Origin of the sequence: Paenibacillus puerhi (assembly GCF_009846885.1) — a bacterium.
Lineage (GTDB): Bacteria > Bacillota > Bacilli > Paenibacillales > NBRC-103111 > Paenibacillus_G > Paenibacillus_G puerhi.
Genome location: NZ_WUWM01000034.1, coordinates 48,529 through 63,430 on the forward strand (window position 1 = coordinate 48,529; position 14,902 = coordinate 63,430).

At 49.8% G+C, this 14,902-nt stretch carries 20 protein-coding genes and 1 rRNA gene; 19 read left to right on the forward strand and 2 right to left on the reverse strand.

Features of this window, described 5'->3' with window-relative positions; translation table 11 throughout:
* Position 1 precedes the first annotated feature (1 nt).
* From GSF01_RS24400 to GSF01_RS24470, 15 genes are all read left to right on the forward strand, one after another.
* Positions 2 to 310, forward strand: a complete 309-nt coding sequence (locus GSF01_RS24400) for a KOW domain-containing RNA-binding protein (RefSeq protein WP_159887881.1) — start codon at positions 2 to 4, stop codon at positions 308 to 310.
* A 2-nt stretch (positions 311 to 312) separates the two neighbouring features.
* Positions 313 to 531 carry a translation initiation factor IF-1 gene (infA, locus tag GSF01_RS24405; RefSeq protein ID WP_072338006.1) on the forward strand — a complete coding sequence of 73 codons (219 nt, stop codon included), beginning with the start codon at positions 313 to 315 and terminating at the stop codon, positions 529 to 531.
* Between the two features lie 108 nt (positions 532 to 639).
* Entirely contained in the window at positions 640 to 753 is a 114-nt protein-coding gene (gene rpmJ / locus GSF01_RS24410; protein WP_003333770.1) for a 50S ribosomal protein L36, read from the forward strand.
* 15 nt (positions 754 to 768) lie between these two features.
* Positions 769 to 1,137, forward strand: a complete 369-nt coding sequence (rpsM, locus tag GSF01_RS24415; RefSeq protein WP_072338005.1) for a 30S ribosomal protein S13 — start codon at positions 769 to 771, stop codon at positions 1,135 to 1,137.
* Positions 1,138 to 1,156: 19 nt separating this feature from the next.
* Entirely contained in the window at positions 1,157 to 1,552 is a 396-nt protein-coding gene (gene rpsK / locus GSF01_RS24420) for a 30S ribosomal protein S11 (RefSeq protein WP_159887882.1), read from the forward strand.
* A gap of 126 nt (positions 1,553 to 1,678) precedes the next feature.
* Positions 1,679 to 2,623, forward strand: coding sequence for a DNA-directed RNA polymerase subunit alpha (locus tag GSF01_RS24425; RefSeq protein WP_159887883.1), 945 nt, complete (start codon positions 1,679 to 1,681; stop codon positions 2,621 to 2,623).
* Positions 2,624 to 2,668: 45 nt separating this feature from the next.
* Positions 2,669 to 3,037 (forward strand): 50S ribosomal protein L17, encoded by a 369-nt coding sequence (gene rplQ, locus GSF01_RS24430; RefSeq protein WP_159887884.1) that lies wholly within the window; start codon positions 2,669 to 2,671, stop codon positions 3,035 to 3,037.
* A 104-nt stretch (positions 3,038 to 3,141) separates the two neighbouring features.
* A complete protein-coding gene (gene truA / locus GSF01_RS24435; RefSeq protein ID WP_159887885.1) occupies positions 3,142 to 3,918 on the forward strand; it encodes a tRNA pseudouridine(38-40) synthase TruA in 777 nt (258 codons plus the stop codon).
* A 130-nt stretch (positions 3,919 to 4,048) separates the two neighbouring features.
* Positions 4,049 to 4,486 (forward strand): 50S ribosomal protein L13, encoded by a 438-nt coding sequence (gene rplM, locus GSF01_RS24440; RefSeq protein WP_159887886.1) that lies wholly within the window; start codon positions 4,049 to 4,051, stop codon positions 4,484 to 4,486.
* Between the two features lie 18 nt (positions 4,487 to 4,504).
* Positions 4,505 to 4,897 carry a 30S ribosomal protein S9 gene (gene rpsI, locus GSF01_RS24445; RefSeq protein ID WP_159887887.1) on the forward strand — a complete coding sequence of 131 codons (393 nt, stop codon included), beginning with the start codon at positions 4,505 to 4,507 and terminating at the stop codon, positions 4,895 to 4,897.
* A 233-nt stretch (positions 4,898 to 5,130) separates the two neighbouring features.
* Positions 5,131 to 6,792: a X2-like carbohydrate binding domain-containing protein gene (locus GSF01_RS24450; protein WP_159887888.1), complete on the forward strand. Its 1,662-nt coding sequence runs from the start codon at positions 5,131 to 5,133 to the stop codon at positions 6,790 to 6,792.
* Positions 6,793 to 7,101: 309 nt separating this feature from the next.
* Positions 7,102 to 7,794 carry a phosphoadenylyl-sulfate reductase gene (locus GSF01_RS24455; RefSeq protein WP_159887889.1) on the forward strand — a complete coding sequence of 231 codons (693 nt, stop codon included), beginning with the start codon at positions 7,102 to 7,104 and terminating at the stop codon, positions 7,792 to 7,794.
* A 54-nt stretch (positions 7,795 to 7,848) separates the two neighbouring features.
* On the forward strand, positions 7,849 to 9,024 hold the full coding sequence (gene sat, locus GSF01_RS24460) for a sulfate adenylyltransferase (RefSeq protein ID WP_159887890.1): 1,176 nt from the start codon (positions 7,849 to 7,851) through the stop codon (positions 9,022 to 9,024).
* 73 nt (positions 9,025 to 9,097) lie between these two features.
* Complete coding sequence (cwlD, locus tag GSF01_RS24465) at positions 9,098 to 9,856, forward strand: N-acetylmuramoyl-L-alanine amidase CwlD (RefSeq protein ID WP_159887891.1); 759 nt, start codon at positions 9,098 to 9,100, stop codon at positions 9,854 to 9,856.
* A gap of 66 nt (positions 9,857 to 9,922) precedes the next feature.
* Entirely contained in the window at positions 9,923 to 11,056 is a 1,134-nt protein-coding gene (locus GSF01_RS24470) for an Mrp/NBP35 family ATP-binding protein (protein WP_159887892.1), read from the forward strand.
* Between the two features lie 30 nt (positions 11,057 to 11,086).
* Here the strand turns inward: GSF01_RS24470 and gerD are convergent, their stop codons facing one another.
* The gene (gene gerD / locus GSF01_RS24475) at positions 11,087 to 11,770 is read right to left on the reverse strand and encodes a spore germination lipoprotein GerD (RefSeq protein WP_159887893.1); all 684 of its coding nucleotides are present in this window, start codon (positions 11,768 to 11,770) and stop codon (positions 11,087 to 11,089) included.
* Positions 11,771 to 11,910: 140 nt separating this feature from the next.
* Between gerD and GSF01_RS24480 the strand changes: the two genes are divergently transcribed.
* Complete coding sequence (locus GSF01_RS24480; protein ID WP_159887894.1) at positions 11,911 to 12,510, forward strand: KinB-signaling pathway activation protein; 600 nt, start codon at positions 11,911 to 11,913, stop codon at positions 12,508 to 12,510.
* 21 nt (positions 12,511 to 12,531) lie between these two features.
* On the opposite strand, the gene pdaB is transcribed toward GSF01_RS24480, so the two are convergent.
* A complete protein-coding gene (gene pdaB, locus GSF01_RS24485) occupies positions 12,532 to 13,302 on the reverse strand; it encodes a polysaccharide deacetylase family sporulation protein PdaB (RefSeq protein ID WP_159887895.1) in 771 nt (256 codons plus the stop codon).
* Positions 13,303 to 13,405: 103 nt separating this feature from the next.
* On the opposite strand from pdaB, the gene GSF01_RS24490 reads away from it, so the two are divergent.
* The 3 genes from GSF01_RS24490 to GSF01_RS24500 all read left to right on the forward strand — a co-directional run.
* Complete coding sequence (locus tag GSF01_RS24490) at positions 13,406 to 14,017, forward strand: stage II sporulation protein M (protein WP_159887896.1); 612 nt, start codon at positions 13,406 to 13,408, stop codon at positions 14,015 to 14,017.
* Positions 14,018 to 14,209: 192 nt separating this feature from the next.
* Positions 14,210 to 14,437: a hypothetical protein gene (locus tag GSF01_RS24495; protein WP_159887897.1), complete on the forward strand. Its 228-nt coding sequence runs from the start codon at positions 14,210 to 14,212 to the stop codon at positions 14,435 to 14,437.
* Between the two features lie 340 nt (positions 14,438 to 14,777).
* Positions 14,778 to 14,902, forward strand: a 16S ribosomal RNA gene (locus GSF01_RS24500); the annotation flags it as partial.

A 14,902-nucleotide genomic window follows, 5' to 3' on the forward strand; every position in this document is an offset into this window, starting at 1 on the left:
TATGGAACCGACGAAAGTTCCGCAGCTCGGACAAATCGTGAGGGTAATTAGAGGACGGGATTCCGAGAAGCTTGCCGTTATAATCGGCGTCGTAGACCAACGATACGTGCAGATCGCTGACGGCAGCAAACGGAAGTTCGATGATCCCAAGAAAAAAAGTCTGCTTCATCTCCAGCTTCTTCCGGCAATTAGCCCCGAAGTGGCCGATAGTATCCGTGAAACGGGACGGGTAACCAATGCTAAGCTCAGGCATGTTTTGACGCAAGCAGCGAACCAATTTACGCAAGATGCGCAAGAGAAAGGAGAATGACTGTGGCCAAAGAAGATGTAATTGAAGTTGAAGGTACAGTGATTGAACCTCTTCCGAATGCAATGTTCAAGGTTGAGCTGGAGAACGGTCATCAGATACTTGCTCATGTATCCGGCAAAATCAGAATGCACTTTATTCGGATATTGCCAGGTGATAAAGTGACGGTAGAACTCTCGCCGTATGATTTGACCAGAGGCCGTATAACCTATCGTTTTAAATAGATCGAACGTCTTACAACTAGGCACACACTTACGAAGTAGCTTCCACGAGGGAGCCCTATATTCCTTACGTAGCAGCTTTCTGACGAAAGCTTGGAGGAGGTAACCACCATGAAGGTTAGACCATCGGTCAAACCGATTTGCGAAAAATGCAAAGTCATTCGCCGCAAAGGTAACGTTATGGTCATTTGCGAAAATCCGAAACACAAACAAAAACAAGGCTAAGGAGGTGCTGCATTCATGGCACGTATTGCTGGTGTAGACTTACCGCGTGACAAGCGCGTGATTATCGCTTTGACTTACATTTTCGGAATCGGCAACACGACTTCTGCGAAAATCGTAGCTCAAACCGGTATCAACCCGGATACTCGCGTTCGCGATCTGACAGAAGACGAAGTGAGCAAAATCCGTGAAGTAATCGACAAGACGCTGAAAGTGGAAGGCGACCTTCGTCGTGAAATTTCCCTGAACATCAAGCGCCTGATCGAAATCGGATGCTATCGTGGCGTTCGTCATCGCCGCGGCTTGCCTGTTCGCGGTCAACGTACTAAGACAAATGCTCGTACACGCAAAGGTCCTCGCCGTACGGTAGCTAATAAGAAAAAATAGTAAAGGAGGGTAATGTTACATGGCTAAACCAAAAAAAGTCGTTCGTACAAAACGTCGCGACCGGAAAAATATTGACAGCGGAGTGGCTCATATCCGTTCTACGTTCAACAATACGATTGTTACTATCACGGATCCGCACGGTAATGCAATCTCCTGGGCAAGCGCAGGTAACCTTGGATTCAAAGGTTCCCGTAAGAGCACGCCGTTCGCCGCTCAAATGGCAGCAGAATCGGCAGCTAAAGCTGCAATGGAGCATGGCATGAAAGTGGTTGAAGTTATGGTTAAAGGTCCGGGCGCAGGCCGTGAGGCAGCTATCCGTTCTTTGCAAGCAGCAGGTTTGGAAGTAAACCTGATTAAAGACGTGACTCCGATTCCTCATAACGGTTGCCGTCCTCCAAAGCGTCGTCGTGTCTAGTTCAGGATTGCTAAGCCCAGTGGTATAAATATCCAAATGGTGTCTATACTATTTGGATAGGCATACTACGCGTTTTATACGTCTTACGTTATCCAGAATGAAACGACGTTTGAAGGAGGGTTTACAATGATCGAAATCGAAAAGCCGAAAATAGAAACCGTATCATTAAGCGAAGATGGCACGTACGGCAAATTTGTCGTAGAGCCTTTGGAAAGAGGCTACGGAACTACGCTCGGCAACTCGTTACGCAGAATCTTACTGTCTTCCCTTCCGGGCGCGGCGGTAACATCCGTCCAGATCGACGGCGTTCTGCACGAGTTCTCCACGGTTCCAGGTGTCATGGAAGATGTTACGGAAATCATCCTGAACCTGAAAGGTCTCTCGCTGAAAATTCATTCCGATGAAGAAAAAGTGCTTGAGATCGATGCAGAAGGTGAAGGGGCTGTTGTGGCTGGCGATATTCGCGGCGATAGCGATGTGGAGATTTTAAACCCGGATCTGCACATTGCTACGCTGTCCTCCGACTCCAGACTTCACATGAGAATTCATGCGAATCGCGGTCGGGGTTATGTATCGGCAGACAAAAACAAAAGAGAGGATCAGCCGATCGGCGTGATTCCGATCGATTCGATCTACACTCCTATTACTCGTGTCAATTACAGCGTGGAGAATACGCGCGTCGGGCAAGTCACGAACTATGACAAGCTCACGCTCGAGGTATGGTCCGATGGAAGTATTCGTCCTGAAGAGGCCGTTAGCTTAGGCGCCAAAATCTTGACCGAGCATCTGATGCTGTTTGTCGGTCTGACCGACGAAGCCAAAGATGCGGAGATCATGGTGGAGAAGGAAGAGGACAAGAAGGAGAAAGTGCTCGAGATGACTATCGAAGAGCTCGATCTCTCCGTACGTTCTTATAACTGTCTCAAGCGTGCAGGCATCAATACGGTACAGGAATTGATTACGAAAACGGAAGAAGATATGATGAAGGTTCGTAACCTGGGCCGCAAATCCCTAGAAGAGGTACAAGAGAAGCTCGAAGAGCTTGGTCTTGGACTTCGGATGGAAGATTAGCGCCAGACTGAACGTTCAACCATCAAGCAGAAGGAGGTTGCACACATGGCTGCATACAAAAAGTTAAATCGTGATTCCAGCTCGCGTAAGGCACTGTTCCGCGACCTGGTAACCGACTTGTTCATACATGAGCGCATTCAAACGACAGAAGCAAAAGCGAAAGAATTGCGTTCGATCGCCGAGAAGCTGATTACTCTGGCTAAGCGCGGAGATCTGCATGCTCGCCGTCAAGTAGCTTCTTTTGTTCGTCGTGAACAAGCAAACGAAAACCAAGATGCGATTCAAAAGCTTTTCTCTGAGCTAGCTCCTCGCTACGCAGAGCGTCAAGGCGGATACACGCGTATCCTGAAGCTTGGCCCTCGTCGCGGTGATGCTGCGCCTATGGTTTATCTGGAACTCGTAGACCGCGCTTAAGAGATAAGGATGGGAAAGGGTGGACGGGATCTTCTGATTCTGATGAAACCCTTTTTTTGTATCTAGGAAACGGGTTAGGTTGAGTTTTTCGGAGGGCAGGGCCCGTGAGAAATTTATGTGTAACGGTGAGCTATGATGGGGCCGGCTACAACGGCTTCCAGGTTCAACCCGGTCTGAACACCGTGCAGCACCAGTTGGAGCAAGCGATACGTCTGTTAACGGGGGAAGAAGTGAAGATTCATGCCTCCGGACGAACCGATGCAGGTGTGCATGCGCGCGGACAAGTGTTTCATTTCCATACCGCCTCTCAAATCCCCGTAAACCGCTGGTGCATGGCATTGAATGGCAGACTTCCCCATGACATTCGTATCTGGGACGTACGCGAGGTGCCGTTGGAATTTCATTCCCGGCGATGGGCCAAGCGTAAGACTTATCGCTATACCATCCGCTGCGGCAGGGTTTTCGATCCGATGACCCGGCATATGGAATACTACCATCCTCCTGCTTTGGACCTTGATGCGATGCGTGAGGCTTTGTCTTATGTAGAAGGCGAACATGACTTTACTTCGTTCTGCTCGGTTCGTACGAAGACGGTGAGTCATGTACGCACGATCTACGAAGCCAGGCTGGTGAACGCATGGAAGGATGAGCACTTGAGATCAAGTGTTATTCATATTTATTTGACGGGCAACGGTTTTTTATACAACATGGTGAGGATCATCGTCGGGACGCTTATACAGGTCGGGGAGGGCAAACGGAAAGCTTCGGATATGAAGCGAATCCTGGAGGCTAGAGACAGAGGAGCTGCCGGTCCAACGGCGATGGCTCAAGGCCTGATGCTCTGGGAAGTTTTTTATGACGAAGCACCGTTTACTACTTGAAAATACCAGCGATTTGTAGTAAGATTATCAATGGTGTTTCTGACTGGCTATCCCACGGCCCCGGGTCTGAAAACCATTAGATTGTTGATTAATGATCATGGATGAAGATAGATCTAGGAGGAACATTTACATGCGTACCACATATATGGCTAAGCCAAATGAAGTAGAACGCAAATGGTACATCATCGATGCTACCAATAAAACGCTTGGCCGTCTTGCGAGCGAAGCAGCTGCTATCCTGCGCGGCAAGCATAAACCAGAATTTACTCCTCATGTTGATACAGGTGACTTCGTTATCGTCATCAACGCTGAGAAAATTCACTTGACCGGTAAAAAACTTCAAGACAAAAAATACTATCGTCACTCCCTGCATCCGGGCGGCTTGAAAGTTACAACAGCTCAAGAGCTGTTGAACACAAAGCCTGAGCGCGTTTTGGAGTCGGCAATCCACGGGATGCTTCCAAAAACCCGTTTGGGCAATCGTCTGAGAACAAAGCTGAATGTATACGCCGGATCGGAACATCCGCATCAAGCACAACAACCTGTAGTTTGGGAACTTCGCGGTTAATAAAGGGAGGACTGTCTTGTGGCACAAGTACAATATTATGGCACCGGCCGTCGTAAGCACTCGGTAGCACGTGTACGTTTAGTACCGGGTGAAGGCCGTATCGTGATCAATAAACGCGAATTGGACGAATACTTCGGTCTTGAGACTTTGAAGCTGATCGTCAAACAACCTTTGAACCTGACTGAAACGTTGTCCAAGTACGACGTACTGGTTCTTGCGCACGGCGGCGGTATTTCCGGACAAGCTGGCGCAATCCGTCACGGTATTTCCCGTGCTCTGCTGAAAGCAGACCCGGAATATCGCGGCGCACTGAAAAGAGCAGGCTTCCTGACTCGTGACCCTCGTATGAAAGAGCGTAAGAAATACGGCTTGAAAGCCGCTCGTCGCGCTCCTCAATTCTCGAAACGTTAATATCCTGCAGTCTCTGTTATACGAGCCCTTGGCCTTCATCGGTCAAGGGCTTTTTCCTGTTTTCAACTTGTTCTATTTATGAAACTTTGTCATTACCTGATTGCTCGGCCCTTCCTCGGGTTAAGTCAATATAAAAGAGAAAATCTCGGCTGAAGCGGCTAACTGAAGGAAAAAGCCGCAAGCGGCGTCCATGACGAGCTAATCTTTGTGTTCTGAGAATAAGAGGAAGGTGAGTGAGGCTGACAATGTATAGGCAATTGATCCCCATAGGGCTGGCTGTGGTACTCATCCTAGCGGCGATTCCCAGATCCGCAGACCCGTCGTTTATGGAAGATCAGGGACGCGATCGCAATAAGGGCGCAGAAGTCGCAGGAAAAAGCCTTGTCTACGGGGGAGAACATTTTGTAGAGGACGGGGAAATCTGGACTAGGCAATATACCGGATTAACTAATCATCTTGACGGCTATGCAAACGGTAGCGAAGAGTATGCAACAGATGAAGCAGCCCCTATGATTCTAGAGGCGGACGGGGGAGGGAGTGGCCTCTTGGCAGCGGAGGAGGAGGCCGGACATGCGAAAGGTTTCGTACGCTTGGACCGTCTACGCTATGAAGATGACCGAAGGGTGGGGGTAACAAGCAGTAGCGCCGATGCTAGCGTTTTGAGCCAAAGGGCAGGGCAGATGGTCGCAGGCGGCCAACCAATGCAGATCGAAGCTGACTTGCTTCCGATGGGTGCGGCGATGAATGAGATGAATCCGCTTACTTTTACGTCGGGGGCTGCTCTAGCCTTGAATGTTTCAGGGGAGAGCCCGAGCACGACCGAGTATGAAGACGGTGAAGGCGAGCAAGAAGACAGCCTTCCGCAACTGAGTATCGAGGAGATGAATTCGGTAGCCAAGCTAGCGCCTGCGGATCTTCCGGTTACAGCAGTGCCGGGCGCGGCAGTGGGCACGACCGCATTGACGGCAACCCCAGGTATTGGGAACCATCTAGTGCTCGTGGTTTCGTCCAGCAGCATCGTCCCGCCTGCAGTAGGGGATGGAGTGCCGGTGGGAGAAGGAGTGATTGACCCTTACACGTCCGGCACGGACTTGGTTGGGGTGGACCCGATAACGAACAACTACGTGGGCGTATATGAGGTAGATGGCAGCGGTCAGATTATAAGCTTCCGGGAGCTTACGCTGACCGAGGAACTGATCAAGCCTGCGGATAGCTCGATCAGTCCGGCAACCGCAAGCTTCAGCAACAACGCGGACCAGACGTCTTCAGGATTGGAAGAGGGGCTGGCTGTGACCGTCGGCTGGAACGGCAACATGCTTAACGACATCCTGCTTGACGGGGTAAGCATGGAACCAACGAATTATGAGATAACAGGGAACATTGTCACGTTTAAGAAAGAGCTTTTAGCGGCTTTGACCGATGGGGTACACCAGTTCACTTTCGATATGAATGTTGGCGCCGATCCGACGTTGACATTGACGGTCAGCAATTCGGCAAAAGCTATTCCAGCAGCGCCGACTCTGCAACCAGCTGAGGCGGATGACGCGAAGGTTACCATTCGTTGGAGTCCCGTAACCGACGCTACCGGCTATAAGCTGTTTGTAAGTACAGCGGCAGGTACCTATGGGGCCGAGGCTGATACGGTAAGCGAGTCGGTATACAGCTATGTATTTACCGGATTGACCAACGGCCAGACCTATTATTTCATGGTCAAAGCAATGAATCCAGGGGGGGACAGCGCAGCTTCCAATGAAGTCTATGCAACGCCGCAAGCACCGGCATCTGAAGCCCCCGTCTTGCAGGACGTCTACGGCGATAGGGTAAGTCTGAGAGGGACTCCCGTAGCCGATGCTCCTTCGAATGAAATAGCCATTACACCGGCGATCGTTTCGTAGATACCGGCATCGTCATCGGTAAGTTCCACGCTTAGATCGTATAAATAGGAGATAAAATGCCACTTTACAGGTCACCCTGGAGCCGATCAAGGCACGGGGTGGCCTCTTTCGATTCATCTCTGCGGTATGAAACCTAGTCTCCCTAAGTTTTATTAAAATGTATCACCAGATAGGCCAAAACCTAATAAAATAGGGAATCAACCTTCATAAATTTAAATTGACAAAAAGTCCGTATCAATTATAATTATTATCAATGGATATAAATCTTATGATAATACTCGGAAATTAATTTGGGAGGCATCGTAAATTATGAATTTATTCGAAAAAGAGGCATTGATAACTCAAGCTGCTGAAGAATTTGAAAGCAAAACCCCGCAGGAACTTTTAGCCTGGGCGGTAGAAAGATTCCCTAATATTACGCTTGCCTGTAGTTTCGGGGCTGAAGACGTTGTTCTTGTCGACATGCTCCAGAAGGTAAGCCCTAAGTCAGACATTTTCTACTTGGACACAAACGTACATTTTCAAGAAACCTATGAGACACGCGACCGTCTTCAGCAGCACTATGGCTTGGAGTTCGTCCATGTCCTTCCCAAGCTGACGCTTGAGGAACAGGCAGCCGCGCATGGCGAAGAGCTTTGGAAATCCAATCCGACCCAGTGCTGCAACATCCGCAAGGTGGACCCGCTGACGGATATTCTGAGCAACTACGATGCGTGGATTACAGGTATTCGCCGCGATCAAGCGCCAACACGCGCCAATGCGAAGAAAGTGGAGTACGATGTGAAATTTGGCTTGGTCAAGTTCAATCCGCTTGCCGACTGGACGTCGGAAGACGTCTGGAACTATATCCGCGCTAATAATATCATCTACAACCCTCTGCATGACCGTAACTTCCCGAGTATCGGATGCGAGCATTGCACACGCCCGGTAGCAGCAGGGGAAGACCCGCGTGCAGGACGTTGGGCTGGATTCGAGAAGACGGAGTGCGGACTACACAAGTAAGATCGAATAGATTAAGGAAAAGGCTACAGCCAGCTTGGGAGGATGAATAAGAAGATGAGTGCACCGATACAGCCTCATGGAGGTACATTGATTAACCGCGTGGTAGAGGGAGGCGAAAGAGAGCAGCTGCTGAATCGCGCAGCCGGTCTTCGCCAGCTCCGTATTAACACATGGGCGATTTCAGACTTGGACTTGATCGGCGTAGGCGCGTTTTCGCCGCTAAGCGGGTTTATGGTGGAAGAGGATTACCGTTCGGTCGTTGAACGCATGCGTCTTGCCGACGGCACGGTTTGGAGCATCCCGATTACCCTGGGGGTACAGGAAGAAGAAGCCGCTGCACTGGATCTTGGGCAGGAGGTCGCTCTTGTCGGCGAGCATGATGGAATAGTTTACGGCATCATTAAAGTGGAAAGCGTGTATAAGGTCGATCAGAACCATGAAGCCGTTCAGGTGTTTAAGACCGACGAGTTGGCCCATCCCGGCGTTCAGAAGCTGTTCACGAAGCCATCCACGTATATTGGCGGCCCAATCCAAGTGTTGAATCGGCCGAAGCCGGAGAAATTCGAGGATTTTTACTTTGATCCTGCGGAAACCCGTCGTATTTTTGCAGAAAAAGGCTGGAGAACGGTGGTCGGCTTCCAAACCCGCAATCCTGTTCACCGGGCTCACGAATACATTCAAAAAAGCGCAATGGAGATTGTGGATGCCTTGTTCCTGAATCCGCTGGTCGGCGAAACCAAATCTGACGATATTTCCGCCGATGTCCGGATGAAGAGCTACTTGGTCCTGCTTAAAAACTACTATCCTGCAGATCGTGTGTTTCTTGGGGTTTTCCCGGCAGCGATGCGCTATGCAGGGCCGCGTGAGGCGATTTTTCATGCGATGGTACGCAAAAACTATGGGTGCTCGCATTTTATCGTCGGCCGCGACCACGCCGGTGTAGGCGACTACTACGGCACGTATGAAGCACAGGAGATTTTTAGCAACTTTACTGCGGAAGAACTGGGCATCACGCCGTTGTTCTTCGAACACAGCTTCTTCTGCACAAAGTGCGGCAATATGGCTTCCAGCAAAACATGCCCGCACCCGGCTACGGATCATATGCACCTGTCGGGTACGAAGGTCCGCGCTCTGCTGCGTGACGGGCAGTGCCCGCCGCCGCAGTTTACCCGTCCGGAAGTGGCGGAAGTGCTGATCGAGGGCATGAAGGAGCCTGAGTATCAGGTATAACCATAAGGTATAAAGCGCCACCTCGTCCCATATAGATGATAAGGAGTCTATGTGGATGCGAGGTGGATTTTTCATGTTCGGAAGAAGGAAGAGGGTCGTGGTTTGGCTCACCATGCACAGCTGGCTGAAGATCATCATGTCGGCGCTGCTGGTGGCGCTTGTGGTATTTATGTTTACCTACGAGCTGCCTACCACTAGAACATGGACCTACTGGACGATGCCTCTCTCGGGGAAGGTTATTGCCCTTGACCCGGGGCACGGCGGACCGGACGGAGGGGCCAGCAGTAAGGACGGATTGGTGGAGAAGCATGTCAATCTCGCGATCAGCTTATATGTCAGAGACTACCTGCAGCAAGCGGGAGCGCTTGTGATTATGACACGGGAGGATGACCGGGACTTGGCGGACCCGTCCACCAAGGGATACAGTAAGCGGAAGACCGAGGATCTGCTCAAGAGAGCGGAGTTTGTAGCTCGGCAGAAGGCGGACATCCTGGTAAGTGTGCATATGAACGCCATTCCGTCGGCCAAGTGGTCGGGTGCGCAAACCTTTTATTATCCGACCCATACCGGCAATCAGACATTGGCTACTCTGATCCAAGAGGAGATCAAAAGCAATCTCAAAAATACAGAGCGGGCAGCTAAGCAAGCCGATAAAGACATTTATTTATTGAAGGCGATGACTATTCCTAGCGCTCTCGTAGAAGTGGGATTTCTGTCTAATCCGACTGAAGCACAGCTGCTTAGCGATCCGGCTTACCAAAAGAAAGTGGCCACTGCGATCTATCAAGGGATCCTGCGCTACTATTCGGGGGAAAAGGTGGGTAGCCGATGAAAATGTGGTATACTACCAGTAGAAAGCAGGCAACAACTCATATTGAAGAACGTCTGAGGTGACAAGGTGCTGACGAGAGAACAATTATTGGCTTCGCTAAGCGAGATTAAAGATCCTGTATTCGGTCTCGGGCTTGTCGAATTGAATTTTATCCGTGATATGATGATTAAGGAAGCACAAGTCTCCGTGACGGTGCTGCTATCTTCGGAGGAAGAGTCTTATAAGACAAACCTTCAGCAACTGATAACGAAACGGTTCGAGCAGCAAGGTGCCTCCAGTGTGCACGTGCGCTTTCGCGAGTTGTCGGACTACGAGCGCGGAGAAGCCGAACGGAAGCGGCAGGCGGCTGGCGAAATTCCTGAGCCGTCAGCGCCAGAGGCTGGAACGCAGCCTGCGCAGCAGGCAGCAGGCGCGTCGCAGAGCTTGCTGGATCCTCAGTCAGGGGTATCCTTTCTTGCTATCGCAAGCGGAAAGGGAGGGGTCGGCAAATCAACGGTAACCGTTAATCTGGCTGTAGCGCTGGCCAGGCTCGGTAAGAAGGTCGGACTCGTCGATGCGGACATCTATGGATTCAGCGTTCCGGATATGATGGGGATCGAGGAACGTCCGCAACTCGTGGACAATCGGATTATTCCTGTCGAACGATTTGGCGTAAAAGTGATCTCGATGGGATTTTTCGTGGAAGAAAATACGCCTGTTATATGGCGAGGACCGATGCTCGGCAAAATGCTGCGCAACTTTTTCAATGAAGTCGAGTGGGGGGAGCTCGATTATTTGCTGCTTGATTTGCCTCCGGGTACGGGAGACGTCGCGTTGGATGTCCATCAAATGATCCCGCAAAGCAAGGAGATCATCGTGACGACTCCACATGCAACCGCTGCTTTCGTCGCAGCACGGGCGGGAGCCATGGCTCTTCACACCGATCATCAGATTCTTGGTATCGTTGAGAACATGTCTTATTATGCTTGCAGCGCATGCGGACAAAAAGATTACATATTCGGCCGCGGAGGCGGAGCCAAGCTGGCCGAAGAGCTGGGCGCGCCCTTGCTCGCGCAGATTCCTCTTGGCGTACCGGACAATCATGTGGCAGAGCCGGACTACTCTCCTTCCGTCTATAAGGCGGAATCCGATACGGGAAAGATCTATCTGGAGGTCGCAGAGCGAATCGCGGCGCAACTCTCAAAAGGATCGGCTCAATAGCCGATCCTTTTTGACTTATAAGTATAGAACCTACCCTCCACCGGAACCGCTGCCGCCGCTTCCTCCACCGCCACCACCGCCACCACCGCCGCCACCTTCGCCGCCCTGCCCGCCGCCTTGTCCTTGGCCCCCTTGGCCTTTTTGCTTAGGCATAGACTCCTCTTGCAGTACCTTTTTCATCAGCTCCATCAATTCCAGCCGGAACAGAGGGCTTTGGAGCGATTCCTGGATGACGGCTTTAACTTGCGTCCGGTATGGCGTGGTTTTCATAGTATCCAGCAGCATTCCCTCGAAATCCGGGCTTTTCATCGCTTCCAGCAGCTGCTTCTGATATTCAGGATCCTTCATTAGATCCTTCTGAAGCTTTTTGGTATCCTTCTCTATGGCTTTTGCGAATTGCCCCGCGAATTTGGGGTCGGTAATCATTTTCTGCAAAAATTTATTCTTGTCGGTATCGACAAGGACATCCTTCACAGCCAGCTGAAGCTGTTGAGTATCGCCGGCCGAAAGAAGCTGAAGCTTACTGTTTTGCTGAATCGTAGCTTCCTGGATGGCTGTTCGTCCGTCCTCGGTTTTGAGAATATCCAGAACCATCGATTTCATGTCTTTATAACTGTTCCCGTTGCTTGAAGCTTGAGTATCCGAGCCGCAGGCCGATAACAGACCGGCGATCAGAATGGCGGGTATGAGGAATCGGCGTTTTTGCGTTCTCATCCGTTCAGGCTCCTTTCATTGGTTTCGAGCTTAGTATTGGCCTGGCCTGAATGAATTAACACAAAAAGTCGTTAGCATTTTATTGTGAACGTTGGTACAATTAACTGTTGATACGACTTGTTAATGGAGGGTAACGCGCAGTGACACTTAGAAAATGGTTTTACTTATTTTGGACTACACTTGTGATAGGCGCTGTGATCGGTATGCTGACCGGGTTGACGATGCAGTTGACGGATATAGAAGCCGTCCGTACCGGCAAAGCAGTCGGCTTTAATCTGGTGACCTCATTGCTCGGAGGAGCTACGATTAGTGTGCTAAGCCAGATGGGCTTTTTTGCTTATCTGATCGTGCGTTACATTTTTATAGGGATGATCCCGAAGAAATGGGTATGGGACTACCTGCAAATGATCGCGGTCGTAATCGTTCTATTCGACCTGGTTTATCTTCGGTATACCGGTGCGGAAGGAACGCCTGCTTTCCTGCCTTACCTGGTGCTTCCTCTAGCTATCATCCTGGTAGGATGCCTGGTTGCTTGGCTCAAGGTCAAATGGACGAATAAATCGGCATGGATTCCTACCTTGTTTTTCATGATCGCCGTCACTTCGTTAGAAGCCCTTCCCTCCATCAGGCTTGATAAAGCCGCTTCTACCGTATTTATGATGGTGCCGCTGCTGGCTTGCAATGCATGGCAAATATTAATTTTGCAAAAGGTGCTGGGCACAGGAAAAGAGCCGATCTAACGGCTCTGGGATGGCGGCGGCCTATGTGTGATCCTCCACCGGCGGCTTATTATCGACGTGTGCCTGTTTCATCAACTGGCTTACGCTGAGAAATTCATAACCTTGGCTTCGAAGCTTATCGATAATAAGAGGTAACGCTTCGTGAGTTTGCTTGCAGGAATCGCTGGCATGCAGCAGCACGATGTCGCCGGGATGGGCCTTGCTGACGACCCGGTTTACGATATGCTCCACGCCGGGGTTTTTCCAATCCAGCGAATCGGTATCCCATTGGATGACCGAATAGTTCAGTTCGTTTGCGATCCGGAGTACTCGCTTGTCAAAATCTCCATTGGGCAGCCGGATCAAGCTAGGCGCGCTTCCTGCGGTTTCACTTATGATGTCATGAGCGGTTCTGATCTGTGTACGGATTTCGTCATCGTTCAGACTGCTGTAATTGATATGCTTGTGGCCATGACTGCCAACTTCCCAGCCGCTCTTCACGATACGCTTAACGATTTCGGGATGGCTTTGGGTCCAAGGGGAGGATAAGAAGAATGTCGCGCTTTTTACCCCTTTATCTTCCAATATTTTCAATATAGGCTCTGCGCGTGTGTCGCCCCAGCTAATATCGAACGTGAGAGCTATCACCTTTCTCTCGGTAGGGACATTATAAACGGCTACGGGTTCATTTTGAGAAAATACCGTGACATTCCCTCGCTCCGAGTAGATGATCCCCGCTGCGAACACAAGCGCTACACAAATAATTAAGGCTTGTTTCAATTTTTTTCCGTTCATGACATAAAAAAAATTCACTGGATAGCCTCCTTTGCCCGTCACGTTCGAAAGGCTTGTTTACATTCTTACTAGTAAATGTATGCTCGTACCACTAACTTATGCCGATATGGAGGGTGATCGAATGAAGTTAAAGGACGCTTGGGACCAGCTTCGGCTTATCAAGCATTATATTATTGCCGCGGCGTTAGTTTTTGCGGTTGCTATATTTTTGGGAGCAAGCGAGCCTGAACGCTATCGCTGGATGATAGATCTTCAGATGGAAGCCTTGAATAAATTGAAGCAGGAAGTCGGCAATGAGCCTAATATGCAATGGTCATTATTTTGGGTTATTTTTCTGAATAACACCAAGGTGTCGCTTCAAGTCATTCTATCGGGACTTTTCTTTGGAATCCCTCCGTTGTTTTTGCTCGTTTCCAATGGGATTTTACTAGGCTACGTGGGGGCTGATGGCGCAAATCAGCATTCGGTGTTCGACGTAGTAAAGGGAATTGCGCCGCATGGCATACTGGAGCTGCCGGCTATTGTAGTGGCTTGCGCGTTAAGCTTGCGCTTGGGCGTGCTGGTTAGCAAGTGGCTGATTTCTCTGCCGAGCCCGACGAGGTCTAAGATTGTCGTGCAGCAATTGAAAGTATATGCACGCTCCTTGGTTCCGCTTTGTCTGCTGCTCGTCCTCGTTTTATTTATCGCCGCTATCATTGAGAGCACCGTTACCTTCTGGATCGTTCAGAATTAAAAAAATCGGTTTATCCGCTCATAAAAATGCCAATAACTGTGCATAACAGTAAAGCGAGTAAGGGGCTATGGCGTTCGAAAGTGTGCATGGAACAGGCGCCGACTCACCTGAAACAGAGGCGGTGCTTGCTTCATGCATACTTTTTTTGTTGTCCCTTGATATTGGAATCGCGGAAGGAGCCGGACTCTACACATGCTAGGATTTTTGTTTAATGAACGGGAATGCAGGGAGCTCGACTATGTGCTGCGCAAGGAATTGGATGAAATGCTATTTGACCTGAACGATCAAAGGATCGACTCCGATATAAAAACCGCCATCGAATCCCGCTATAGAGTCATCTTTCGTATGTATGCAAGGCTTGCTTCACCGAAGGAAATCTCCAGATACGCCAGAAATCGGATGTCTCACAAAAACTTATAACAAACTGCTTGACTTCACAGCCAAGAGTATGATAATTTATAACTCGTCCTTGCTGAACAGGCAGGATAAACGGCTTTGGTAAAATCAGCTGTTGAAAAATAATGCTTGCATCTTACTAGGCCGATGTGATATATTATAAAAGTCGCCGCTAAACAAGGTGACACGAAATGACAAAGTGATTTGATTGAATAAATTTAACTTTGTTGCAAGAAAATTGCCCTTTGAAAACTGAACAACGAGTGAGTGTTATATAGAGAATGAAAATTCTCGCTAGCAGTAACTTTTGAGCAAGTCGAACAAACCTTGTAGTCATTTCGGCCTTCGGACCGAAAAGACTACCTTAATGGAGAGTTTGATCCTGGCTCAGGACGAACGCTGGCGGCGTGCCTAATACATGCAAGTCGAGCGGACTTATTCCTTCGGGGATAGGTTAGCGGCGGACGGGTGAGTAACACGTAGGCAACC